The sequence below is a fragment of the Rhodoferax sp. GW821-FHT09E07 genome, from assembly GCF_059416145.1.
On sequence record NZ_JBWKOP010000001.1, the window covers coordinates 578,654 to 602,925 of the forward strand.

Annotated in this window: 25 protein-coding genes; 6 read left to right on the forward strand and 19 right to left on the reverse strand. The window is 60.2% G+C overall.

Annotated elements, in window-relative coordinates; translation table 11 throughout:
- Positions 1–9 precede the first annotated feature (9 nt).
- From AC07OE_RS02820 to AC07OE_RS02855, 8 genes are all read right to left on the reverse strand, one after another.
- Positions 10–780, reverse strand: a complete 771-nt coding sequence (locus tag AC07OE_RS02820) for an exodeoxyribonuclease III (RefSeq protein ID WP_495069041.1) — start codon at positions 778–780, stop codon at positions 10–12.
- Between the two features lie 210 nt (positions 781–990).
- Positions 991–4,341: an EAL domain-containing protein gene (locus tag AC07OE_RS02825; RefSeq protein WP_495069042.1), complete on the reverse strand. Its 3,351-nt coding sequence runs from the start codon at positions 4,339–4,341 to the stop codon at positions 991–993.
- Positions 4,342–4,457: 116 nt separating this feature from the next.
- Complete coding sequence (locus AC07OE_RS02830; RefSeq protein ID WP_495069043.1) at positions 4,458–4,682, reverse strand: CsbD family protein; 225 nt, start codon at positions 4,680–4,682, stop codon at positions 4,458–4,460.
- A gap of 51 nt (positions 4,683–4,733) precedes the next feature.
- Entirely contained in the window at positions 4,734–5,048 is a 315-nt protein-coding gene (locus AC07OE_RS02835; RefSeq protein ID WP_495069044.1) for a BON domain-containing protein, read from the reverse strand.
- A gap of 71 nt (positions 5,049–5,119) precedes the next feature.
- On the reverse strand, positions 5,120–5,476 hold the full coding sequence (locus tag AC07OE_RS02840; RefSeq protein ID WP_495069045.1) for a hypothetical protein: 357 nt from the start codon (positions 5,474–5,476) through the stop codon (positions 5,120–5,122).
- Complete coding sequence (locus tag AC07OE_RS02845) at positions 5,473–5,856, reverse strand: hypothetical protein (RefSeq protein ID WP_495069046.1); 384 nt, start codon at positions 5,854–5,856, stop codon at positions 5,473–5,475. Before AC07OE_RS02845 ends, AC07OE_RS02840 begins: the two co-directional genes overlap by 4 nt.
- Positions 5,857–6,021, reverse strand: coding sequence for a DUF1328 domain-containing protein (locus AC07OE_RS02850; RefSeq protein ID WP_495069047.1), 165 nt, complete (start codon positions 6,019–6,021; stop codon positions 5,857–5,859).
- A 187-nt stretch (positions 6,022–6,208) separates the two neighbouring features.
- On the reverse strand, positions 6,209–7,564 hold the full coding sequence (locus AC07OE_RS02855) for a CHASE3 domain-containing protein (protein WP_495069048.1): 1,356 nt from the start codon (positions 7,562–7,564) through the stop codon (positions 6,209–6,211).
- A 56-nt stretch (positions 7,565–7,620) separates the two neighbouring features.
- Here AC07OE_RS02855 and AC07OE_RS02860 point away from each other — a divergent pair, with 56 nt between their 5' ends.
- Positions 7,621–8,253, forward strand: a complete 633-nt coding sequence (locus AC07OE_RS02860; RefSeq protein WP_495069049.1) for a response regulator — start codon at positions 7,621–7,623, stop codon at positions 8,251–8,253.
- Positions 8,254–8,258: 5 nt separating this feature from the next.
- Here the strand turns inward: AC07OE_RS02860 and AC07OE_RS02865 are convergent, their stop codons facing one another.
- Entirely contained in the window at positions 8,259–8,669 is a 411-nt protein-coding gene (locus AC07OE_RS02865) for a response regulator (RefSeq protein WP_495069050.1), read from the reverse strand.
- Between the two features lie 194 nt (positions 8,670–8,863).
- Between AC07OE_RS02865 and AC07OE_RS02870 the strand changes: the two genes are divergently transcribed.
- The gene (locus AC07OE_RS02870; RefSeq protein ID WP_495069051.1) at positions 8,864–9,079 is read left to right on the forward strand and encodes a YMGG-like glycine zipper-containing protein; all 216 of its coding nucleotides are present in this window, start codon (positions 8,864–8,866) and stop codon (positions 9,077–9,079) included.
- A 34-nt stretch (positions 9,080–9,113) separates the two neighbouring features.
- Here AC07OE_RS02870 and AC07OE_RS02875 read toward each other — a convergent pair whose 3' ends face one another.
- The 6 genes from AC07OE_RS02875 to AC07OE_RS02900 are packed head-to-tail and all read right to left on the reverse strand — an operon-like array spanning position 9,114 to position 14,106.
- On the reverse strand, positions 9,114–9,713 hold the full coding sequence (locus AC07OE_RS02875) for a DUF4337 domain-containing protein (protein WP_495069052.1): 600 nt from the start codon (positions 9,711–9,713) through the stop codon (positions 9,114–9,116).
- 11 nt (positions 9,714–9,724) lie between these two features.
- Positions 9,725–10,231 (reverse strand): dihydrofolate reductase, encoded by a 507-nt coding sequence (locus AC07OE_RS02880; protein ID WP_495069053.1) that lies wholly within the window; start codon positions 10,229–10,231, stop codon positions 9,725–9,727.
- A gap of 2 nt (positions 10,232–10,233) precedes the next feature.
- On the reverse strand, positions 10,234–11,082 hold the full coding sequence (locus AC07OE_RS02885) for a thymidylate synthase (protein ID WP_495069054.1): 849 nt from the start codon (positions 11,080–11,082) through the stop codon (positions 10,234–10,236).
- A gap of 20 nt (positions 11,083–11,102) precedes the next feature.
- Positions 11,103–12,263, reverse strand: a complete 1,161-nt coding sequence (locus AC07OE_RS02890) for an MFS transporter (protein ID WP_495069055.1) — start codon at positions 12,261–12,263, stop codon at positions 11,103–11,105.
- Positions 12,264–12,283: 20 nt separating this feature from the next.
- Positions 12,284–13,705, reverse strand: coding sequence for an FAD-binding oxidoreductase (locus tag AC07OE_RS02895; RefSeq protein WP_495069056.1), 1,422 nt, complete (start codon positions 13,703–13,705; stop codon positions 12,284–12,286).
- On the reverse strand, positions 13,702–14,106 hold the full coding sequence (locus AC07OE_RS02900; RefSeq protein WP_495069057.1) for a DUF2069 domain-containing protein: 405 nt from the start codon (positions 14,104–14,106) through the stop codon (positions 13,702–13,704). Before AC07OE_RS02900 ends, AC07OE_RS02895 begins: the two co-directional genes overlap by 4 nt.
- A 111-nt stretch (positions 14,107–14,217) precedes the next feature.
- On the opposite strand from AC07OE_RS02900, the gene AC07OE_RS02905 reads away from it, so the two are divergent.
- The 4 genes from AC07OE_RS02905 to AC07OE_RS02920 all read left to right on the forward strand — a co-directional run bounded on the left by AC07OE_RS02905 (position 14,218) and on the right by AC07OE_RS02920 (position 19,028).
- On the forward strand, positions 14,218–15,018 hold the full coding sequence (locus AC07OE_RS02905; RefSeq protein WP_495069058.1) for a substrate-binding periplasmic protein: 801 nt from the start codon (positions 14,218–14,220) through the stop codon (positions 15,016–15,018).
- A gap of 16 nt (positions 15,019–15,034) precedes the next feature.
- On the forward strand, positions 15,035–16,258 hold the full coding sequence (locus AC07OE_RS02910) for a YihY family inner membrane protein (RefSeq protein ID WP_495069059.1): 1,224 nt from the start codon (positions 15,035–15,037) through the stop codon (positions 16,256–16,258).
- Positions 16,259–16,498: 240 nt separating this feature from the next.
- Complete coding sequence (locus AC07OE_RS02915) at positions 16,499–17,044, forward strand: hypothetical protein (protein WP_495069060.1); 546 nt, start codon at positions 16,499–16,501, stop codon at positions 17,042–17,044.
- A 67-nt stretch (positions 17,045–17,111) separates the two neighbouring features.
- The gene (locus AC07OE_RS02920; protein WP_495069061.1) at positions 17,112–19,028 is read left to right on the forward strand and encodes an alkaline phosphatase; all 1,917 of its coding nucleotides are present in this window, start codon (positions 17,112–17,114) and stop codon (positions 19,026–19,028) included.
- 252 nt (positions 19,029–19,280) lie between these two features.
- Here AC07OE_RS02920 and AC07OE_RS02925 read toward each other — a convergent pair whose 3' ends face one another.
- The 4 genes from AC07OE_RS02925 to AC07OE_RS02940 form a co-directional block, all read right to left on the reverse strand.
- On the reverse strand, positions 19,281–20,597 hold the full coding sequence (locus AC07OE_RS02925; RefSeq protein ID WP_495069062.1) for an ABC transporter ATP-binding protein: 1,317 nt from the start codon (positions 20,595–20,597) through the stop codon (positions 19,281–19,283).
- 15 nt (positions 20,598–20,612) lie between these two features.
- Entirely contained in the window at positions 20,613–22,340 is a 1,728-nt protein-coding gene (locus tag AC07OE_RS02930; RefSeq protein ID WP_495069063.1) for an ABC transporter permease, read from the reverse strand.
- 178 nt (positions 22,341–22,518) lie between these two features.
- Positions 22,519–23,748, reverse strand: a complete 1,230-nt coding sequence (locus AC07OE_RS02935; RefSeq protein WP_495069064.1) for an MFS transporter — start codon at positions 23,746–23,748, stop codon at positions 22,519–22,521.
- Between the two features lie 175 nt (positions 23,749–23,923).
- A complete protein-coding gene (locus AC07OE_RS02940) occupies positions 23,924–24,262 on the reverse strand; it encodes an Mpo1-like protein (RefSeq protein ID WP_495069065.1) in 339 nt (112 codons plus the stop codon).
- Positions 24,263–24,272 lie beyond the last annotated feature (10 nt).

Below are 24,272 nucleotides of genomic sequence, written 5' to 3' on the forward strand. Positions count from 1 at the left end.
TTTTATGGGTCAGTCCAGCGCGATATCGACCACCACCGGCGCATGGTCACTGGGACGCTCGTTCTTGCGTGGCACCTTGTCGATGGTGCAGGCCCGCACCAGCGGCTTGAGCGCATTGCTGACCAGGATGTGATCGATACGCAGGCCGCGGTTGCGGCGAAAACCTGCGTCGCGGTAGTCCCACCAGCTGAAGCTCTTGGGCGGTTGCGCAAACAGGCGGTGGCTGTCGGTCAGCCCCAGTGCAATCAGCGCACGCAGGTGGTAGCGTTCTTCCTCGGTGCAGTGGATGGTTTCAAACAAGGCAGCCGGGTCCCACACGTCATCATCGTCAAAGGTAATGTTGTAGTCCCCCATGATCACCAGCTGGGGGTGCGCGGCCATCTCCTCCTTGACCCAGCGGCGTAGAGCGGTCAGCCACTCCATCTTGTATTCAAACTTCTCACTGCCAGGCTCCTGGCCATTGGGGAAGTACCCACCGATCACTCGCACACCGTTGACCGTGCCCGTGATCACGCGTGCCATGTCGTCCTCAAACCCGGGAATGTTCTTCACCACATTGGTAATCGGCGTGCGGGCGAGCAGGGCCACACCGTTGTAAGTTTTTTGGCCAAACCACTGGGCCGTGTAGCCTGCGGCGGCAAAGGCGTCGGCAGGAAATTTGTCGTCTGTGAGCTTGAGCTCCTGCATCGCCAACACATCCACCGGATTGGCCGCCAGCCAGTCCAGCACCTGCGGCAGGCGTACGCCCAAAGAGTTCACGTTCCAGGTGGCAAGTTTCATGGTGATGGGGTGCATGAGTCGAAAAAAGGGAGGGAAGTCGGCGCCCTTGGGGGGACACAATGGCTACGCTTTCATCCGCGGCGCATTGTCGCACCTCGCGCACCGAAGACTCCATCTCACCCTGCAGCGTGAAGCACGCGGATTTGGTGTCGCCAGCGCTGTTCAACGCAGCCACATGCCGTGGATAACCCGCCCATGGCGGAAGCGAATTCAGCCCTGCGCCTGGTAGCTCTCCAGCCAGGCCGGAAAGTCTTCGGCCGGCATGGGGCGGGCGATGAAATAGCCCTGGGCCATGTCGCAGCCAAAGGCGGCCAGTTGATCCCACTGTGCCTGAGTTTCCACGCCCTCGGCCACGGTTTTGCAGTCCAGGTCGTGAGCCAAGTCGATGGTGGAGCGCACGATCACCGCCGAGTCATTGGCCCGCGACATGTCGCTCACAAATGACTTGTCAATCTTGATGTAGGACACCGGCAGTTTTTGCAGGTAGCTCAGCGACGAGTAGCCGGTGCCGAAGTCGTCCAGGTACAGCGTGATGCTTTCCAGGCGTAGGCCGTGCAGCACGCGCAGCGCCAGCTCGGCATCCTCCATCACCGCGCTTTCCGTGATTTCCATCTCCAGCAGGCCAGCGGCTGCGCCCCACTGGGTTTGCCAACGGCGGATTTTGTCGAGCAGGTCGTCGTCCCGTAAATTGCGCGCCGACAAGTTCACCGCAATGGGAAGTGCATGGCCTTGCGCTTGCCACGCCTGGATCAGGCGCACGCCGGTCTGGATCACCCATTCGGTCAGGGGTCTGATCAACCCTGTGTGTTCTGCCAGTCCAATGAATTCTCCGGGCGGGATCACCCCACGTTCGGCGTGGCGCCAACGCACCAGACCTTCCACACCGCACACCCGGCGGGTGGCGATCTCTACCTTGGGTTGCACATAGAGCATCAGGTCGCCGGCCTCAATGGCCCGCTGCAACTCACCGGCCATGTTCAGGCGGTGCGCCTGGTTTTGGCTCATGCTGGGGTCATAAACAATATGGCGCAGTCCTTTTTTCTTGGCCTGGTGTACCGCAATGTCCATATGCCGGTAAAGATCGTGGGGCGTAGTACCGTGGCCGGGGAAAAGGCTCACGCCGATCCACGCGGACACGTGCAGCGCGATGTCGGCCACAGCAAATGGGCGGGCCAGCGCGTCCTCCAGGCGCCGCACCATGGACAGGGCCGCCCCCACGTCACTGCCCGGCAACAAGATCGCAAATTCGTCGCCCCGCAGGCGTGCCACCTTGGCGGATGGCGTAGCGGCGTCGCTCATGCGGGCCCCAAACTCCTGCAGCATCTGGTCCCCGCGGCTGAAGCCCAGGGCATCGTTAATTTCGCTGAGGCGCTCAATATTGGCTTGCAACACCGCAAAAGGCTGGCGCCGCCGTGTCGAGGTCTCGATGGCATCCACCAGCAGCGCGGTGAATTGCGCCTCATTGGGTAGTCCGGTGAGCGGATCGTGGAGGGACAGGCGCTGCATCGCGTCCTCCACGCGTTGTTGCTCGGCACGGGCGCGCAGGTTGGATATGCCAAAGGCCAGGTCGTCGGCGGATTCGGTCAGCAGGGTGATTTCATCGGTGCCAAAGGGTTCAGGCTGTGCACCGTAAATCACCAGTGCACCGATGACCGCACCGCCCACGTGCAGTGGGCACGCCACGGCATGGGCATGGCCATGCAGGTTGGCCTGCCAAGGCACGCGGCCAGACTCCTGGCGCGGATCCTGGTCGGTGCAGGTCTTGCCTGTGCGGATGGCAGTGGTAACGACACCGCGGTCCTGCCCATCGTCCACCCAGTGGTTGTCCTGCATTTGCAAGCCCTCCAGCCCGGCGGGATGTCCGCATTGGGCCATGGGGCGTAGGGGGGCGCCCGGCTCAGTGCCCACATACCAGACCACCGCCATCGGGTATCCCCCAGCTTCCACAATCGCGCTGCACATGCCGTTCAGCAAGGCCTTCTTTTCAGTGGCGCGTAGCATGGCGCGGTTGCCTGCACTCAAGGTACGCAGGGCGCGGCTGGCACTTTCCAGTTCATGCACGCGCTGCTCTAGCTCCTTGTAAAGTCCTTGGATCTTTTCCTCTGCAAGTTTGCGCTCCGTGATGTCGGAGCCCAACACGTAGTAACCGCTGACCTGGTCTTGTGCATCGCGTTTGGGCATGTAGCGGATGAGCTGCCAGACGCCGGGGAATGGTTGCCAGTCGTAGCTTTGCGGCTCCCCTTGCAAGACCTTCGCTATGAGTGGCGCTGCAATGGCGTAGCGCGCTTCGCCCAGGATCTCTCGCACCGTACAGCCACCCAGGTCCGTCCGCGCGGGGGCAAACCGTTCCTGGTACTGCTGGTTCACATACACATAGCGCTGCTGGGCATCCACAAACGCAATCAACGCGGGCACGTTGTTGATCACGCTGCGCAGGTGGTCTTCGCTTTCACGCAGTTGCGCGGTGCGCTCCTGTACGCGCTGCTCCAGTAGCGCGCTGTGCTCACGCACGGCGTTCTGCGCCAGTCGGGCCGTGGTCTCATCGCGAAACACCAGAACCACGCCGACCAGCTGACCGCTGCTGTCACGAATGGGGGCTGCGCTGTCCGCAATGGGGCACTCGCGGCCATCGCGTGCAATCAGCGCCGTGTGGTTGGCCAGCACCTGGACTTCGCCGGTCGCAATGACCTTGGTCACCGGTACCTGCGCGGGCAGGCGTGTGAATTCGTGCACGATGTGGAAGACCTCGTCCACCGGGCGGCCCAGCGCCTCTGCCTGGGACCATCCGGTCAGCTGCTCTGCGACCGGGTTCATGCGCACAATGTGGCCGCGCGTGTCGGTCGCCAAGACTGCGTCCCCTATGGAGTACAGCGTAGTGGACAGGCTCTCTTCGCTGGCGGCCTGGGCGCGGTGGCTGGCTTCGGTGTCGCGCAGTTGGCGCTTGATCAGGACATAGGTGGCTGACAACAATGCCAGTAACAACACGGTCACTGCAATGCCCGCGGCCAGCAAGAGCTGTTGCGTGCGTTGCTGCGTGCGGGTGCGGTCTTGTAGCAGCAGATTTTCGGTGTCTTCCATGCTGCTGATCAGCCGGTAGGTGCGTTCGCGGGTTTCCTTCAAAGGCGAGATGGCAATGAACGCATTGGCCGCCTCCTGGCCCTGGGTCTTGCGCAACCATTCCACACGTTTAGAAATGGCCATGCGCTGGTCGAGCACCTCGCGCAACTGGCCCCAGCGCTCCTGTTGGCTGGGACTGTCCAAGGTCAGTCGCTGCAGGCGTGCCACAGCGGTTTCGCGCTGGGCCATAGTGGCATCCCGTTCGGTCAAAAAGGCCGGATCACCCGTGACGCGGAAGTTTTGGGTGCTGATCTCTACCTGCAGCGTATCGCTGCGGATATGGGCCAGGGTGCTGATGACTTCGTGCGTGTGTCCTACCAGGCGCAGAGCCTGGGTGGTGTCGCCCCCCAGCTTCCAGATGCTGGCCCACAACAGGCATACCACCACCACGGCAGCCGTGAAAGCCGCCAGCACCTTGGCCTCGAAGCTGGAGCGTGTATGCACAGAGTCCCACCGTTCTTGATATGTGACCCAATCATTCTGCTCCACTTGGTTGGAATGATCCATACGAAAACCCCGCACGCCTTGCGGTGTGCGGGGCCTGAGCAAAGCATCTTGGCTCAGGGCTTGTCGGTAAACCAGGCGTCTGTGGCCTTGCGCTCCCAAGCCGCCAATTGCTTCTCGGCTTCATCCTTGGCAACGCCGTAGCGCTCCTGGATTTTTCCGGCCAGCTGGTCTCGTCGGCCCGCGATGACATCCAGGTCATCGTCGGTCAGCTTGCCCCACTGTTCTTTGGCCTTGCCAGTGGCTTGCTTCCAGTTGCCTTGTATGCGGTCCCAATTCATGAGTGACTTCTTGGAGGTTGGTTACAGCGGTGAACGATGGATGGTCAACGCTCAGGGCCGGATGGCGATTTCATTCTTCACAGCCTTGACACCCTTGACGCCGCGGGCGATGGTTTCAGCGGTCAGCTTTTCGCTGGTGTTCTTGGCAAATCCAGACAGCATCACGGTGCCGTTCAAGGTCTCTACGCTGATGGCTGCAGCGTCCACCGTTTTGTTCTCTACAAAGCGGCTTTTGACGGACGTGGTGATCGCGGTGTCATCCACATAGGCGCCTACAGTTTCCTGACCGCGGCTCACCGCGCAACCCGCGGTGAAGAGCAGTGCCAGGGATGTGAAAGCAATGGCGAGGGTGGTACGTAAGTTCATGGTGAATCTCCAATTAAAAAATGGTGTTGACGAGGGCAGTGATGGGCCCCACTGCCTGTGGGCGGAACGGGTCAGGGGGGCGGCGGTTCGCGGGCGCGCAGGCTGCTCACCAGGTAGGGCAGCAGGCTGGCCACCACCGCAGGCTGGAATATCCAGCGCCATGGGCGACTCCAGGCCAGCACGGCCGCAGCGGCGACAACGCCCAGCGTCCACCCCAGTGGGTGCACTTGAAACTGCGCTTTGGCCTTTGTCCACAAGGACTGCATTTCAGGCGACGCTCTCAGGTGTGCCATCCATTCAGGGGTCGCACGCTGCCCCCAGAGCCATGCGGCGGGCGCAGCGTCGCTGTGCGTATGCAGTGCCTGGCGCAGCCGCATGCGTGAAAGCGTCAGGCGAGCCGTGGCAGCGGTGATAGCGTCGTTGCTCATGGTTGGCTCGCCTCTGCCAGCAGGGCCATGTCGGCCTTGAGCTGTTGGCGTAGTTGGCTGAATGCCCCAGGGGCTGAGGACAGCCTTGCGAGCAAGGTGCACACCAAGGCCATGACTGCTGGCAACAAGGGGGCAGCCCACAGTGCCCAGGGTGCCTGGATGTTTTGCGGAGGCACCGTGGCCCACAGCATCAAGGCCACGCCTGTGAGTACGGCGGCAGCGCCAAAGGTGCACAAGGCCAGGGCGTGGAGCAATGCATTGCGCTTCCAGATGGCCGATGCCACACCGGCCTCGGCGGCCACCAATGCGGCATAGCCCTCAGCGTGTTCCGCCAGCAACTGGGTCCGGCTGGACAGCAACAGAAGCAGAGGATGCAGCACTCAAATCCCCTTGATCAAACTGAACAGGAAACTGGCGACAGCGAGGATCAGGAAAACGATGAAAAGAATCTTCGCAATGCCGACTGCGCTGGCGGCAATGCCACCAAAACCAAACAGGGCAGCAATCAAGGCAATGACAAAGAAGACAACGGCGTAATGCAGCATTTTCAGCTCCTGGCAAATGGGCGAGAACGGTGTCTCGTCCGGTTAACACATGGGTGCAAACGGGTGTGAATGCGATGGGTCCAGTGTGTCTTGCCAGGCGCGCAAAGGCGATAGGGCAGCTCGCCGTCTGTGTGTGGGGAAACGTCGTGAAAACGTGTAGGACTGCGCTGACAGCCCTTGATACAGGCTAGGAGGAGGTGGGACCGGCTTGGGGAATGCGCGCATGGATGCGTGTGCCCTGGCCCGGCGCAGACACCAGACGCAGGGTGCCGCCTTCGGCTTCCACCCTGAAACGCATGCCGACCAGTCCGTGGGCGGATGTGGGCTTGCTGCTGGCGTCAAAGCCCACTCCATCGTCGCGCACGGTGATTTCCACCATGTCATCCTTGGTCACCAGGCTCACCCATACGTGGCTGGCGCGCGCATATTTGGTGATGTTGGTAATGGCCTCTTGCACCAGACGGTAGACCATAAGTTCGGCAGAAATGCGCAGATTCACGGGCTCCAGATCGCAATGCACCTCCACGCCGGAATGGTCCGCATACTCGCGCACCAGAATGTCCAACGCCGCCACCAGGCCCAGGTTGCTCAGCGAGGACGGGCGCAAGTCTTCAATGATGCGCCGCCCCAGTGCAATGCCGCTGTTGAGAGTGCCCACCAGATGGGCCAGCAGCTCCACAGCCTCGGAGGGCCCCTGTGAGAGCCGGGAGCGAATGCGCGCAGCGTCCAGTTTGGCCGACGTCAGCAGCGAACCCAAATCGTCGTGCAGGTCGCGTGCCAGGCGCTGGCGTTCATCTTCGCGCGCCGTTTGCAGGTGCTGCGCCAATTGGGTGAGCTCAGTGGTGCGCTGAACGACTTCCACCTCGAGGCGGTCGCGCTCAAGCTGAACCACGCGCTGCAGCTCCTGCTGTTGCAGCTTCAGCGCCAGAGACTGGCGCAGGTAGTAGAACAGGGCGATCAGGCTGATGAGGCTGAGCAAGGCAACCCCGATGCGCCCCAGCATGAGGCTGCGAAACAGCTCGGCGCGTCGTGCGGTCACGTTCTGCGTCTGGTAGGCCAGCAGCTCGGCGCATACGGCCCGTACGGCGTCCATTTTTTCCCTGCCAATGTCGGTCAGCAGGATCTCGGTGCCCGCCTGGCCATGGCCTTTTTCATCCAGTTGCAGGGTCAGCGCCAGTTCGGACAGTTTGGTTTCGGTGAGCTCGTGCAGGCGCTTGAGCAGATCGCGGGACTCGGTGTCTTCGCCATAGAAGGCATCGAGGTGCCGATAGGACTCATCGATGCGGACCAGCGCCTTCTCGTAGGGCTGCAGGTACTCCTTGCGGTGGGTCAGCAGGTAGCCGCGTTGTCCGGTTTCTGCGTCCAGCATGCTGCGCTCCAGCATCTGGATCTGGGTGCGCGCCGCGCCCATGGCGGTCAGGCTGTCCAGTGTCGCTGTGGACTGGGAGTACGAGCCCTCGCTCACAAAGATCATGGCAGCCGCTGCGGCGCATGCCAAGGCAAGCACCACTGGGTGGCGTTGGACAACAGTGAGCACCTTCATATGCGGGGAATTTTGTAAAGTATGGGATCATGCAGCATGAAATTTCGTCGCACCCCATGATCAGAATTGCCATTGTGGATGACCATGCCATGGTCCGCGCCGGGCTGCGGCAGTTCTTCTCGGACGAGGAGGACTTCTGTGTGGTCGCCGAGGCGGTCAATGGGCGTGAAGCGCTGGATGTGGTGCGCCAGGGCGAAGTGGACGTGATGGTGATGGACATTTCCATGCCCGACCACAGCGGCATAGACGCGCTGGCGGCTATCAAGGCGCGCGCACCGGACTTGCCGGTGCTGATCTTGAGCGGCTTTGCCGAGATGCATTACGCCACCACCATGCTGCGCCATGGTGCCAGCGGCTACCTGAACAAGGACTGTGACCCGGCCGACATCATCAAAGCCATTCGCACCGTGCACCGTGGACGCAAGTACATCACCCCGGGCGTAGCTGAGCTGCTGGCGGAGGGGCTGGGCGAGGGCGGAGACAAGCCGGCGCATGAACAATTGTCGGAGCGCGAGATGCAGGTATTTCTGCGCCTGGCCCGTGGTGAAACGGTGAGCCACATTGCCACTAGCATGTCGCTGAGCATGAAAACGGTCAGCACCTACCGCACGCGTGTGATGGAAAAAATGGGGCTGGAGTCCAACAGCGATCTGACCTACTACGGGTTGAAGAACGGGCTGATCCAGTAGCGGGCTCATACGCCCAAGGCAGCGGGGCCGGTGGTATTGCTCCCTTCGGCCAGTTCGCTGCAGTACTGGATCAGAGCGTCAATTTCCGTGGACTTGTCAAACACCCGCCTGGCACCCAGGGCCAGGCACTTGGAGCGTATGTCCTTGGTGGCGTAATTGCTCAGCACCACCAGTGAGCAGCGGGACCCCAAATGCTGGGCAGCCTTCAACACCCCCAGCCCCGATCCGCGTTTGAGAAAAATGTCGACGATGACCAGGCTGACATCATTCGCGGGCTCCGCAAGCCACTGTGTGGCATGCCACTCGTCCTCGGCCATGCCAATGACTTTGACAGGTGTGAGTTCCTCCAGCGTCGCAATCAGACTTTGCTGGATGACGGGACTGTCTTCGACGAGAAAGGTCTTGAGTGCGGACATGGGGTGAGGAAAGTTCTCAGCGATTGGTCGCTAGTGTGCACGCATCTGCGCGCGCTTTCCATGGGCGGGGCGCTCTATTTGGTGTCGGACCAGTCCTACAAAGACTAGCGGCTTCGTCTGCTAGCGGCAAGTGCGGGTATTTTTGATACTGACCCCATAAGACATCGCCGATGTCAACCATAAGGGGTTCTTTCATGAAATATTCGACTTCCACACTCTCTGCGTCAATCCTGGCTCTGGCGTTGCTCAGCCTGACGGGGTGCGCAGGAATGACCGCTCGAGAGAAAAGCACGGCGACCGGGGCTGTCATTGGGGGGGCAGCGGGCGCCGTGTTGGGCGGAGGCGTTCTGGGCACTGCCGCTGGCGCCGCAGCCGGTGGCGTGATCGGCCACCAACTGGGCAAGAAGTAAGGAGACATGCGGCGCGTGCCTGCGCCGCAAGCACTCAGATGTGCAGTGCTGCGAGCGCGCCCACCAGAACGCCCAATGAGCCCACGCCAAACATGGCGTACTCCAGCCATTTCTTTTTGGTAAGCAGTGCGATGGCCGCCAACGCAATGGCGACCTGCAACACCGTGGTGGCCTGGGCCCAACGGTGGTGCAGGTGCATTTGCTCATCACTCTGGTGGTCCCACTCGGAGGCTTCGGCTTCCAGCTTCTCGGCGACCAGTTTGATCTCGCCTTTTTCTTTCTCGTAGCGGTCCACCTTGGCCTGGTAAGCGGCTTTGCCCGCCTCTGGTGACAGGTTCATGGCCAGTTCCGCCAGGGACTGCTTGGTGCTCTTGGCCTGGAAGAAATTCCACTGGTTGGAAGCTTCAGTCTTCTTCAGCGCCGCATTGTTCTTGTACAGACCTGCATTGGCCTGCGTGGCGCCGCCCATGTAGGCAAAGATGGCGCCCACCGTGGCGATGATGGCCGTGAACATGGCGATCTGGTTGATCATCCCTCCTGACTTGCCGTGACCATGGTCGCCATGGCCGCCTTGCGTCGCGTGCTCCAACTCGTGGTCGTGGGGGCCGTGGACGTGAAAACCATCACCTGACATCTATCAATCTCCTAAGCGCGTGCGTACGTGACAAAACTAAAGGGCAGCCCGCTGGCTGCCACGTGGTGTTCGCGTGCGGTTTCCCGCCACGCTGGCCCCAAGTTGGGGGCGAAGGCATCGCCTTCAAAGTCTTTCTTAATCTCGGTCACCACGGCGGTAGTCGCCAGCGGCTCAGTTTGCGCATACAGCTGGGCACCTCCGATCACCCACACGTCGGGAGATTGCTCACAAAGTTGTAGCGCTTTGCGCAGATTTTGCGCGGGCTGGGCACCGTTTTCATGCCAATCTTCCTGGCGCGTGACCACAATGTTGGTACGGCCCGGCAGAGGGCGGAATTTGGGGGGGAGCGAGTCCCAGGTCTTGCGACCCATGATCACGGGGCAGCCCAGCGTGGTGCGTTTGAAGTGCGCCAGGTCTTCGGGCAAATGCCAGGGCAGTTTGCCGTTGATACCGATCACACCATTGGCGGCGCGGGCATAAATCAGGTGCAGGCGCGAGCCTGTTGCAGCGTTTGTCATGCTTACACCGCCACAGGGGCCTTGATGGCCGCGTGGCTTTCGTAGCCCAGCACCTCAAAGTCTTCAAACTGGTAGTCCAGGATGGAATCGGGCTTGCGCTTGATGTGCAGCGTGGGATAGGCCATGGGCGCGCGGCTCAGTTGCAGCTCCACCTGTTCGTGGTGGTTGCTGTAGATGTGGCAATCGCCGCCGGTCCAGATGAAGTCGCCCACCTCCAGGTCACACTGCTGCGCCACCATGTGGGTCAGCAGGGCGTAGCTGGCGATGTTGAAGGGCACGCCCAGGAAGATGTCGGCACTGCGTTGGTACAGCTGGCAACTCAGCTTGCCTTTGCCACCGGGTGTTTCGGCCGGCGCGACGTAGAACTGGAAGAACGCATGGCATGGCATTAGCGCCATCTTGTTCAGCTCAGCCACATTCCAGGCGCTCACGATGATGCGGCGGCTGTCGGGGTTGGTCTTCAGGGTCTTGATGACGTCGGCAATCTGGTCGATATGGCCGCCATCCGGCGTGGGCCAACTGCGCCATTGAACGCCATAGACGGGGCCTAGGTCGCCAGTTTCAGGATTCGCCCACTCGTCCCAGATGCTCACGCCACGTTCTTTGAGCCAGTTGTTGTTGGAAGAGCCGGTCAGGAACCACAGCAGCTCTTGGATGATGGAGCGCAGGTGTACCTTCTTGGTCGTCACCAGCGGAAAGCCTTCGTTCAGGTCAAACCGCATCTGGTAGCCAAACACGCTCTTCGTGCCGGTGCCGGTGCGGTCGGCCTTGTGCACGCCCGTGGTGTACACGTGGCGCATGAAATCTTCGTACTGGCTGCGCACAGGGCGCTGGGGCGTGGTGCTGGTCATGGCAGGATTTTAATTTGGGCTCAGGTCAGGCGGTCCAGGGTCGCGGTCAGCGCCAACATGGCGATCAATAACACCACCACCACGGGCATCACAGCACCCAGGCCGGCCCAGGTGGCCAGCAGGCCAAAGGCAGCGGGGACAACCGAGCCACCGATGTAGGAAAACGTCATCTGGCGGCCAATCACGGTGCGCGCTATCTCGTCGGGGAAGCGGCGCGCGGTCTCGTGCATCATGGACGGGAACACGGGCGCGCAGCCCAGGCCCATGAGCACCAGTCCGGCCATCGAGGCAGCGCCTAGCAGGTCATACGATGCAAACACCAATGCACCCGCGGTGGCTACGGCAATGCCCAGGCGGATCAGGCGGCGGTTGCCCAAGCGGTTGGCGATCAGGCCCACGCCAAAGCGGCCCGCGGTGATGGAGCCAAAGTAGATCGATACCCACACCCCAGCGGTGACCGGTGACACGCCACGGCTGCCGACCAGGATGCTGGCGGCCCACAGGCCGGTGCCCATTTCAGCCGTCACATAAAACAGAAAACACAGCGGTGCCAGCCATAGCGCGCTGGTGCGCAGCGGCTTGAAGCTGCTGGGCCTGCCGTGCTCGCCATCGTCGGCGGGTGGTTTGGAATGCTCCTTGGACCACAGTGACAGCGTGAGCCACAGCACCACCGCCAGGCTCAGCTGGATGAGGCCAATGGCGCGCGCGCCGATGACCCAGCCCGCGGCACTGGCCAGGGCCAGGCTCATGATGTAGGGGCCGGTGGTAGCGCCCACGCCCCAGAAGCCGTGTAGCCAGTTCATGTGGCGTGAGGAGTAGTGCGCGGCCACGAAGTGGTTGAGGCTGGCATCTACTGCCCCGGCACCCAAGCCCAGGGGAATGGCCAGCGCTACGAGCCAGATGAACGAGGGGGCGATGGAAAAGCCCAGCAGCGCCAGCGCCGTCATCAGGCAGCTGGTGGCCACCACGGCGCCGGTGCCGATCCGCTTGACGATGGCAGCCGCAAAAAAACTGGAGGTGGCCGAGCAGGCCGTCATGGTGATCGTGATGAAACCCACGGCCGCTAGGGGCTGGCCCATGTCCGCCCGGATGGCGGGCCAGGCCACGCCCAGGATGCCGTCGGGCAGGCCCAGGCTGATGAAGGAAACGTAGACGATGCCAAGCAGTAAGAGATGGGCCAAGGGGATTCCTGGGGAAAGAGTCAGAGCTTCAACACCCGGCCGGGGTTGAGCAGGTTGTGGGGGTCCAGCGCCAGCTTGATGGCGCGCATGGCGTTCAGCGCCACGGGCGATTTGTGGTGCTCCAGCTTGTCGCGCTTGAGGCTGCCAATGCCGTGCTCGGCCGAGATGGAGCCGTGGTAGCGGTCCACTACGTCGTACACCAGCGTGTTGATGGGACCTTCCTGGTCACGCAAAAAGGCTTCGGCATCCGCACCGTCAGGGGCCTGCACGTTGTAGTGCAGATTGCCGTCGCCCAAGTGGCCGTAGTTGACCAGGCGCACGCCTGGGAAGTGCTGCGCCAGCAGCGCGTCGGTTTCGCGCACAAAGGCCGGAATGCGCGACACGGCGATCGAGATATCGTGCTTGATGTTGAGCCCCTCTTGCGCCTGCGCCAGTGGAATGCTCTCGCGGATGTGCCAGAGCGCGCGGGCCTGGGCCAGGTTTTCGGCCACCACGGCGTCCAGCACGCAGCCCTGCTCCAGGGCAACCTCCAGCAGGCGCTCAAACTGTTCGCGGGCATGGGTTTCGGATTCGTGGTCCGAGTTTTCGAGGACCACGCAGTAGGGCGACAGGCCATCAAACGGCACGTTCTGTTGCGGAAAGTGTTTGCGCACCAAGCCCAGCGCAAAGGCGCCCATGACTTCAAACCCGGTCAGGCCGGCATTCAGGTGCTTATGGGCCAGGCCGAGCAGTTCCACCGCCGCTTCCAGCGAGGGCACGGCGGCAAACGCGGTGAGCTGGCTGGCGGGCAACGGGTACATGCGCAGCGTGGCCGCGGTGATGATGCCAAGCGTGCCTTCGGCACCGATGAACAGGTGGCGCAGGTCGTAGCCCGTGTTGTCCTTGCGCAGCCCCGTCAGGCCGTTCCAGATGTCGCCCTGGGCGGTCACTACTTCCAGGCCCAGACAGAGTTCGCGTGTGTTGCCGTAGCGCACCACCTGCGTACCGCCGGCGTTGGTGGACAGGTTGCCGCCTATGGTGCAGCTGCCCTCGGCCGCCAGACTTAGCGGGAATAAGAAACCCTCTTTCTCACACGCCTCTTGCAGGGTTTGCAGGATGCAGCCGGACTCCACCGTGACGGTCAGGTTGGCCGCGTCCAGTGTGCGGATCTGTGCCATGCGCTGCAGGCTCAGCACCACCTGTAGGCCCGATGCGTCGGGGATGGAGCCCACCACCATGCCGGTGTTGCCACCTTGCGGCACGATGCTGATACCCGCTGCGGCGCAGGCCTTGACCACGGCGGCCACTTCTGCAGTGGCACCGGGGCGCACCACGGCCAGCGCTTTGCCGCGCTCGCGCTTGCGCCAGTCTTGCTCATAGGCGGTGAGGTCGCCCTCGGTCAGCACGTGGGTTTCGCCCACGATGGTGCGCAAGGTCGCCAGCAGGGTGGTGTGGATCGTCATGGGGTGGCGGTCTTCGGTATCAGCGCCTTGCCTGCCTTGAGGCGCAAGCGTATGTGGACAGTGCAGGCGACAAACAGGACCAGGCACAACAGCACCTCCAGGCCCGCCAACCCGTTGCCGGGGAATCGGTCACTCCAGGCGCGCACCACGCCTTCGGTGAAGTACAGCCACACCACCAGGCTGACCCAGCGGTAGGTGTACATGCGGTTTTTCAGCAGGCCCGCAAGCGGGATGCACAGGGGTAGCACCTTGAGTGCCAGCCAGGAGCCACCCGGGCGAATGGGCGCCAGCGCCAGCTCCCAGGCCAAGCCCAGGGCAATCAGCGCGAGCGTGCTGGCTACGGCCGTCCAGCGGCTCAGTTGAACGGAATGCGCGGGGAGGGGGAGGGGAGTTGCTGTCATGGGAACCGCATAGCTTAAAACAAATGCCCCGCCCGGCCCGGCTTTCCCCTCTTGTGGGGGCTTGGCAATCGCGCTAGGCTGGGGCCGTCCCCTCGGGCGTGGAGCACTGATATGGCATTCCTGCGATCTCGGTACTGGCAACAGTGGGCAGCGTGTGGGGTTTTTGCCGGGCTTGCGCTGGGCGCGCAGGCAGAGTGCACGCGCTTGGTCTTGACCGCGGACCCCGCGTATCCGCCCATGCACTGGTACGACGGCGAAACCCTGCAGGGCGCCAGCATCGAAATTGCCAAACGGGTGCTGACGGAGCTCAAAATCCCCTACGAGGTTCGCTACCTCGGGCCGTTTCCACGGATCATGTCGCTGGCCGAGCGCGGCGAGGTGGACATGATTGCCACCCTGAAGAAGACGCCCGAGCGCGAAGCCTTTTTGCTCTACCCCAAGACGCCAGCCCTCTCCAACCCGGTGGCCGTGTTTGGCGCGCGCGAACATCCCTTTGAGTTCAAGGATCGGGCCGACCTGGTGGGCTTGCGCGGAGGCATCACCCGCGGCAATGTGTTTGGCGGGGGGGTGGATGAGTACCTCAAGGAGAAGCTCAATGTCCAGGAGTCCAACAGCCCCGAGAGCAATTTCGAGAAGTTGGCCCTGGGTCGCATTGATTACTTCATCACCGGTTACTACACGGGCATGGCCATGCTGCTCAAGCGTGGGGACGAAGAGCGCTTTGTGGTGAAGGAGCCGTTTCTGGTGGACACCCCCAACTTCATGGTGCTTGCGCGCTACGGCAAGTGCGCGGAAAAGCTGGAGTTGATAGACGCGCGCCTGGCCCTGCTGAAGAAAAGTGGCGTGCTGGATGAGCTGATTCGCAAGAGCTTCCAGAAGTGGAAGGCCCAGCCGACCTTGGTGGAGAAGTAGCTGGCATGATGGCGGGATGCAACTGATAGACCGCCTTAAACCCTGGTTGCACGACGTGGCCAGCCTTCCCTGGCGCCATGCCGTGCGCACGCTGCGCGAGCGTTTTCGGGAAGACCGCCTGGGCCTGACCGCCAGCAGTCTCACTTTCACCACCACCATTGCGCTGGTGCCGTTCATCACCGTGGCGCTGGCCATCTTCACGGCCTTTCCGATGTTCGCCAAGTTCCAGGATGTGCTGCAGAAGTGGCTGATCGAGAGCCTGGTGCCCGATAGCATTGCCCGCCAGGTGCTGGGCTACTTGAACCAGTTTGCCGGCAAGGCCAGCCGCCTGGGTGTGGCGGGGCTGACCGTGCTGCTGGGCACGGCGCTGGCGCTGATCTTCACGATTGACCGCACGCTCAACAGCATCTGGCGCGTGCGCAAGCCACGGCCCTTTGCCCAGCGCGTGCTGATCTACTGGGCCGCCATCACGCTGGGGCCGTTGCTGCTGGGTGCCAGTCTGACGATGACGTCCTATGCGGTGTCGGCCTCCAAAGGGGTGGTGGGGGGCTTGCCCGGCGGTGTGAGTGTGCTGTTTGACAGCTTGCAGTTTGTGCTGGTGGCGGCTGGTACGGCGGCCATGTTCCATTACGTGCCCAACACCCAGGTGCGCTGGGGCCATGCCTGGATGGGCGGGCTGTTTGTGGCGGCGGGCATTGAGCTGGCGCGCAAGGGCCTGGCCCTGTACCTGAGCAAGGTGCCGACCTACTCGGTGGTGTACGGTGCGTTTGCCACGGTGCCGATTCTGCTGGTCTGGATTTATGTGGCCTGGGTCATCGTGCTGCTGGGCGCGGCGCTGACGGCCTATGTGCCCAGCCTGCTGGCCGGTGTGCCACGTCGCAAGTTGGCCCATGGCTGGCAGTTCCAGCTGGGGCTGGAAACACTGCAGCAGCTGGAGTTGGCGCGCCAGCGTGGGGATAAGGGCCTGACCCTGACCCAGTTGCGCACCGCGCTGCAGGTGGACCCGCTGCGGCTGGAGCCGGTGCTGCGCCAACTGGTGGAGCTGGACTGGGTGGGGCAGCTCAATGAAGCGGCCGGCCCGGATGCACTGTCGCGCTATGTGCTGCTGGCCGATCCGGACACGGCGGTGCTGGAGCCGGTGATGCGGGCGTTGCTGCTGTCGCCCGACGCCGTGACTGAAAATTTATGGAAAATTGGCCGCTGGCCCTCGACAACCCTGCGCCAGGCGCTACAAAAATAGTAGCAGTTGAATTGCGTTTGGCAACTGTTTTTGGGGCTGAATGGTTGCTGGCTCTCGCTTTAGTCGGGTGGAGGATTGACGGAAAGCGATCCAACGTGGAGCTCGACCAATCCGGGCTCACTGCCTGGAACCCCCTCACACAATTCGGAAAATGCGCACCGGTAATCAATTTGACATATTGAGCCGCTAGCCTGCAGAGCCTTCGAGTAGCCATTGCGACTCGGCACTCAGGAGCTTTTGATGCGCCATTTAAAGATAGCAGTACTGCTGGCATTCCTGTTGCCTTTGCAGAATGCCTTCGCCACTGACATTTCGCCGAACGACGCCGGCGCTGTCTATGCAGATTTCAGGTTTGCAGATTTCTTCAAATTGCCGATTGGGCCCCGAGGCCTGCAAGTGAGCCCCAAACTGCTTGCCTTGGATGGCAGGCACGTGCGGATGGTGGGTTATATGGCCCGTCAGGACGGTGAGACCGCTGTACCCGGGCTTTTCATACTGTCGCCGCTGCCCGTCGCGCTGGGAGACGAAGACGAAAGTTTCGCCGACGACTTGCCTGCCAGCGTGCTGTATGTGCACCTCCCACCCATAAGCAGCGCCGGTTATGTGCAACACATGACGGGACTGATCTCCGTGCAGGGCACATTGGAATTGGGCGCCAAGCCCGAGATCGATGGTCGAACCTCATTTGTCCGTCTTCGGCTGGAAAGTGACCCTCAAAAAGTCACCGCGCCGCTGACTGTTTCTGCCGCCTCAACCCAGGAATCCCCACATGTTATTCAACATTAATCCCCGCAACCTCACCGCGGCAGTGCTGCTGTGCTCCGCCTGGGCTGCTGGGTTTGCTGCCCCAACGGTGTCGCGCCTGACCCCACCCAGTGAGCTCTTTGCATCGCAGAATCCCAATCCGCCCTTTATCGCGCGCTTTCTACCTGGGCAGCGCTTTGATCTACAAGCGACTGTGCGGCTTGATGCCGGCACTACTCTGAAGGATTTTCAGTTCCTTGTCGACGGCGTTGCCACCAAGCCCGCGGCAGGCACTACCAGCATTGTGACGACGGGCTTGTCCTTGCCCAAGGACATCAATGCCGCGGTTGTGTCACAGCGCGCCTATTCGGTGAGCAAGCCGGGTGTGCACATCCTGACCGTCCAGGCCACGCAGAGCGACGGGCAAATCGTTTCGGCAAAAGGGAATTTTGAAGTGGTCGCCCTAGGCCGGGAAGGTCGCCCAGCAAAAAACATCATCATTTTGCTGGGTGATGGCATGGGAGCCACGCATCGCACCGCCGCGCGCATCATGGGCCAGGGGTATGCCCAGGGCAAGGCGCAAGGGCGCATGGCCATGGACACCTTTCCCTTCACTGGTATGGTGATGACGTCGTCCCTGGACGCGCTGGTAACAGACTCGTCCCCTGGCATGTCGAACTATGTGACGGGGAACAAATCAGCCAACAACCAAGAAGGTGTTTGGCCAGACGACACCACTGACGCCTTTGACAACCCACGCATTGAATATTTGTCGGAATACCTGCATCGGACCCAAGGCAAGGCGCTGGGGGTGGTGACAACGGCCGACGTATTTGACGCCACGCCAGCCTCGATGGCCGTGCACACCAGCAATCGCGGCAATGGCACCGGCATCGTGGACCAGTTTCTGGATGACCGCCATCTCTCTGGCCTCTCTGTCTTGATGGGGGGCGGCCGTAAATGGTTTTTGCCTAATGGAGATGCATTGAAGGCGGACGGTTCGCGCAGTGGTCAGCCCATGAATGGTTCACAGCGCGATAGCCGCAGTGACTACGTGCTGCCGCCCGACATCGTGAATGGCTGGAAGGCATCAGTAGGCAAAAAAGACGCAGAGCGTGATCTGCTCACTGATTTCCAGAAGGCAGGCTACGCCTACGCGCCTGATCGTGCGGGTCTGGATGCTGCGCTTGCGGCACGACCTGACAAATTGCTTGGCCTGTTTGCATACTCCAATATGAACGTGGCTTTCGACAAGATCAACAAGCGCCGAGGGGTTTCGACCATCGTTGATGACTACGGCTTTCCAGACCAGCCCATGTTGGATGAGATGACAGGAGCCGCACTCTCGGTCTTGGGGAAGAACAAAAAAGGCTTTGTCGCCATGATTGAGGGTGCCTCCATCGACAAACAGTCTCACCTGATGGACACCGACCGTTGGTTGCTGGAAGTCATTGAATTCGATCGTGCGGTGCAAGTGGCCAAGGACTTTGCCACGAAACACCCCGACACTATTGTTATCGTGACCGCGGACCATGAATGTTCGGGTGCCTCCATCATTGGGGCATCCACCAAGCCAATCAGTGCCGTGCGTGATGCCACCAATACACCGGGTGTTGCGGCTCAGCGAGATGCCATTGTGGGAACTTACCAGGCAGCAAAATTTCCCAAATACACCATGTCGTCCGACGGCTACCCAACCAGCACCGACGTGGATTACAAAATGTTGATTGGATATGGCGCTAACGCCGACCGGTATGAGACCTGGCTGGCCAACGCGACGCCGACACAAGACTCACAGCAGCCCTTTGTCGGTCAGTCCCCGATGAATGGTTATCCAGAGAACCCGAATGTCCGCAATGCGAAGACTGGGTTTTTGATCACAGGCCAGGTACCCGGCGACCAAGCCGTGCACACGGCCACCGATGTACCGTTGTCTGCGTTCGGCCGCGGTGCTATCGCGTTCACTGGCGTGATGGACAACACCGACGTCTTCTTCAAATTGGCCCGTCTGGTGGGAGCCCGCTGACCCGTCGCCCTTTTTCGACGCATTCATTCTCCTTGGCAACGTCGTTGCCAAGGTAGTCACCACGTATTGCGGCAATCATGGTGGCTGGGTGGCTGCCGGTGCCTTATTGGAAGTCCGTCAACCAAGATTGATGTCCGGTAGCGGACACTTCGAAATCTCGCAATGGCTGAATAAGATCGCCTGTTGAATACAACGTGAGCTCAAGAAGGCGTCGACATTTCGTCAAAGCTCAGTTGGCGGAACGATCCCCGCCTATCTATCGACAGTCTCCACTTCATTGGCATCGGGTAGGTGAACCATCCCGGTGTTGTAGTTGTAACTGTAGACCTCGCTGTGACGCCCCCACTCGATGGCGACCTTAAGCACGCGTTCAGCCTCCTCTTTGTCCATGCTCTCGCTGAGCAGTTCCAGGAAGTGCTCCTCTTTAAGTTCACCACTGGGCTCTTGAGACAGGCTATGGTGAATATGGGCTGCAAGTGGAATGCGCTTGAGCAATTGCTTCGCAAAAATTGCCTGCCGTTTTTCGTTTTCTGCTGCGACGTATTTCTTACCCAACTCAGTCAGATTGACGTCGCCCGCCTCGAGAACCGCGAACTCCAACAGTGCCAGAGCTTCTGCTGCTGGTAGCAATTCTTCGTCGGTAAGATCCGTGTCTTCTGCAAGCTGTGGAAGGTCGGCGCGGCCCAAGAATGGATCCTCCATCAGGCGCTCCAAAAGGCCTTCCATGAGGCCAATATCGGCCTCTGGCAAGCGGTAATCCAGGCGGATCGGTTCAACTTCTTCCGTAGTTCGGCCGCTGCGAATGCGACCTGCGGTCATCACTGCGTATATTTCATCCACCAGTTGACGCACCTCAGGACTGTCAGCATTCCGGGGACGTGGCAGCGCAATTTGCATCTCAAATTTAACGCGTCCTGGGTCACTAGCAAATATCAGCACACGATCCGCCATCATGATGGCTTCTTGGATGTTGTGGGATACGACCAGGATTGCCTTGGTGGATATCTGTTCCTTTTCCCAAAGTTCGAGAATGTCATCTCGCAAGCGTTCGCCAGTCAGAACATCCAGTGCTGAAAACGCCTCATCCATGAGCAATATGTCCGGATCCACGACCAGTGCCCGGGCAATCCCCACGCGCTGACGCATGCCACCGGAGAGTTCGCGTGGCAACGCCCCCTCAAACCCTGAGAGGCCGATCATGTCAATAATTTTTTGGGCGCGTTTTTCGCGCTCGTCCTGGGCGACACCACGTGCCTCCAACCCAATTTCCACGTTTTGTTGGACAGTCAACCAGGGGAACAACGCAAAAGACTGAAACACCATGCTGATACCACGAGCAGGCCCGTAAAGTGGTTGCCCGCGATACAGCACGTCACCAACATCAGCGTCTACCAAGCCTGCCATGATGCGCAAAAGCGTGGATTTGCCGGATCCTGACTGTCCCAGCAGCGCTACGATTTCACGTTCCCGCAGGGTGAAGTCCACCTTATCCAGAATGGTGCGTGGGGTACCGTCCGCAGCTGAAAATGACTTCCCAACGGCCTTGAGATCAACAATGATTTCTTTCATGGTGTCTTTTGTTCTTTAAAAGTTGAGTCGATCTTCAGCCATGCGATACAGGCGGCGCCACAAGAAATGATTGAGTGACATCACATAGACGCACATCACGCCTATACCCAAAGCAATACGGGGGAAGTCACCAGTTGCGGTCATTTCCGCGATGTAGCTGCCGATGCCGTGGGCTTGAACAGTGGTGTCGCCCCAGGTCACATACTCTGAAACAATGCTGGCGTTCCAAGAACCACCGCTGGCCGTGATGGCGCCCGTTACAAAGCTTGGGAACACCGCTGGTAATAAATACCGCCTCCAACGCAGGGATCCTTTCAGCCCGATGTTTCTTGCAGCAAACCGTAGTTCCGTGGGAATGGTGGATGCACCGGCAATGACGTTAAAAAGCAGGTACCACTGTGTTCCAAAAATCATCAATGGGGACAGCCAAACATCGGGAGTAAGGTGAAAGTGGACGATCCCCACCACAAACACTGGAAACATGAGGTTTGCTGGAAAAGCGGCCAGGAACTGCGCCACAGCCTGTACACGCGCAGCAATTTTGGGGTTCATGCCGATCCAGATGCCAACGGGCACCCATACGATAGCCGCCAGGCCGATCAATAACATCACCCGGACAAAAGTATAAAAACCCAGAATAAAGACATGCACCACCTCTGACCACCCGACTTCCGTGAGGATAAAAGTCAACAGGCGCCAAGAAGCAAACATGATGAGCGCTGCGAGCACGGCATCCCAAACTCTGGCGACAACGGGAGACGTCTCGGTGGTGCGTGCCCGAACTGAGGTGCCATCGTGGTGCAGCCGAAAAAGCCCAAAGCTGCGCGCCAGCAACTTCGCAAACAGGTCGCCTAGAGATTGCAGACGCTCGGTCCTTCGCAGCCAAGTCAGCAACCACGAAGACTGGGCTTCGCCGCCAATTTCTTCAAAGCGAAATTTGTCTGCCCACGCTAGCAATGGTCTGAAGAACAATTGGTCGTAGAGCAAAACCCCTAACAACATGGCACCAACCGCCAGGCCAATAGCTTCAAGATCTTTGGCTTCAATGGCCATGGCGATGTAGGAGCCAATCCCCGGCAACTTGATGTTTTGGTTGGACACCGATATCGCCTCAGATGCCACCACAAAAAACCATCCACCTGACATCGACATCATCATGTTCCATAACAACGAGGGCATGGCATAGGGCATGTCGAGGCGCCAAAACTTCTGCCATCCTGACAACTGGAATACTCGCGAAGCCTCGGTCAGTTCGATGGGCACTGTTCGGAAAGACTGGTACAGGCTAAAAGCCATGTTCCAAGCTTGAGACGTGAATATCGCAAATATCGCGGCGCATTCAACGCCAAAGAGGCTCCCAGGAAACAATGCAATAAATCCCGTCACGGTAATGGAGAGGAATCCCAAAATTGGGATTGACTGCAGGATGTCCAACAGGGGAACAAGAAACTTCTCCATCGCTCGGTACTTGGTTGCCAACACGGCAAACACCACACTAAAAATCAGCGATGCCGCCAGTGCCATGAACATGCGCAAAGTCGTGCGCAACAGGTAGTACGGCAAATAGCTGATGTCTAGGGAGATAGGAAGTTCAGCACCTACTTGGTAAGGGGTGGCCATCTGCCTGGCACCAAACGCCAGTAGCACCAGCAGTGCCAGTACGAGGGGCAACAGAGCCCAGTCCCAACGGTTTCCACCAGCTTCAACGACCTGGCGGGGAAAGAATGTTTTTTGTGCTGCCATATCGGATCTGCGCCGTCGGTGTGAATTTGCCCGAGATTATTGAGTCAAAACCGTGTCACTGGAATGACAAAATACTGAATCGACCTGCCTATCGGCGTGTTGGTGCGATTGGCAGCGTATGGGCACTTGGTGCCCCCACCATCAATCCACCATCTGCGCAGATGCAGTGGGCAAGTTCTCACCTCGGTTGCGCCACTGGCAATAGGCGAAACGCCATAACACCCAGTGTTAAAAGAGACGCCACACTCACCAAAACACCCGCATAAGGGTCGTGCCCCAACGCTTGCGCCCAAGAGGCCGCAAGCCCGCTCAGGCTTTGCACAAAGGCCACGCCAAGAAACATGGCCATGGTGAACACCGACATGGCGCGCCCGCTCATTTCGGCACTGTAGGAGGCACGCACGTTGGCGTACTGCAAAATTCCCGCGCCAGATAGCACCGCCAGCACCACCATGCCACCAATGTCTATCCACGCCAGCGGCACCAGCGCCATGAGCATAAAGACTGAGGTCATGGTCATTACCGCGCGCACAATCCATTTCCGTCGCCGAGCCGTGCCCGGATCGAAATGTCCAAACAACGCAGGCGTGAACAGTGACAGCAGTGAAACGAGCAAGGCCACGTTCCCGGTCTGTACCAATGACATGCCGTGGCGGTGCATCAGCAAGGGACCGAGCCAAAGACCGCGCAGGGTCAGAAAAGAGGCGTAGTTCACCAGAGCCAGCAGCAGGATTCCCCATGTTTGTGGCAGCAGAAATAACTCGCCAAAGCCACGCAGCGCGTGCCCAAGGCTATCCGGCCGATGGTGCGTGGCGGCCAGCCCTTCCTGCAAATTCCGGTAAACCAGCAGCCACGAAACACACGCCAGCCCAGTCAATGCAGCAAAGGCTACGCGCCAAGAACTGACATCAATGAGCCAAGCCAGTGGCGTGCCCGTCAGCATCAGCCCAAGCCCGCCCATTCCCATGGCCATTCCAGAGACTGCGGCAAATCGATGGGTCGGAAAGCGTCTTGCGATGAAGAGGGTGCACACCACAAACGCCGGCGAGCAACCCATGCCGATCAGGACCTGCCCCAACACCAGAACGGCGTAATTGGGCGCAAGCGAAGAAATCAGTGCGCCCAGTATGGCCAAGGGGAAAGTGCAAAGCCATGTGCGGCGCAGCCCATAGAAATCCAGCGCGATCCCAATGACGAACTGACTCAAGCCAAATGAAAAGGCAAAGGTGGCGGCAAAAAAGCCCAACGCCTGCGTTGACAACCCGAAGTCCTGCTGCAAACCATGCGCCATCATGGCCGTGACGGTACGGAAGGCCTGACTGAGCGCGAACGCACTGACTAGGCTTAATAGTGTCATCCAAGGCACGGCGGCTTCAGATTCGGCGGATGGATCAGACACAGGGGACATGGCGAGGACTGGATGCAAGAGACGGCGAGGGTTAGTCCCGAGCGTACCGCAAAGCACAATACGGGAAAGCCGACTAACTTCTCTAAAAAAAGTGACAGTAGCCCCCGTGGAATATGAAAACTACGCTACAAAATATGTAGCGATTGACGGGCGCAGGTCAGTGCAGGTAACCGACTCAAAAACGGATCTTCCCGGTCCAGATATCGGCGTACATGCGCCAATCGCCCAGAAAGCTGTACAGCGGGCGCTTGAAACTTGCGGGCTTGTTTTTCTCAAACGCGAAGTGGCCGATCCAGGCAAAACCGTAGCCACACAGCAGCCCGTATAGCAGGTACTGCGGTTGCAGCGTGGCCAGGAACGTGGCCGTGAGCGCCAGGCTCAGCGTCGAACCCACAAAGTGCAGGCGACGGCAGGTGGTGTTGCTGTGCTCGCCCAAATAAAACGGATAAAACTCCGCAAAGCTCTGGAAGCTGCGCGGATCGATGGCCGTGGGGGTGGGGCTGGTGGCGTCCATGGTGATGTCT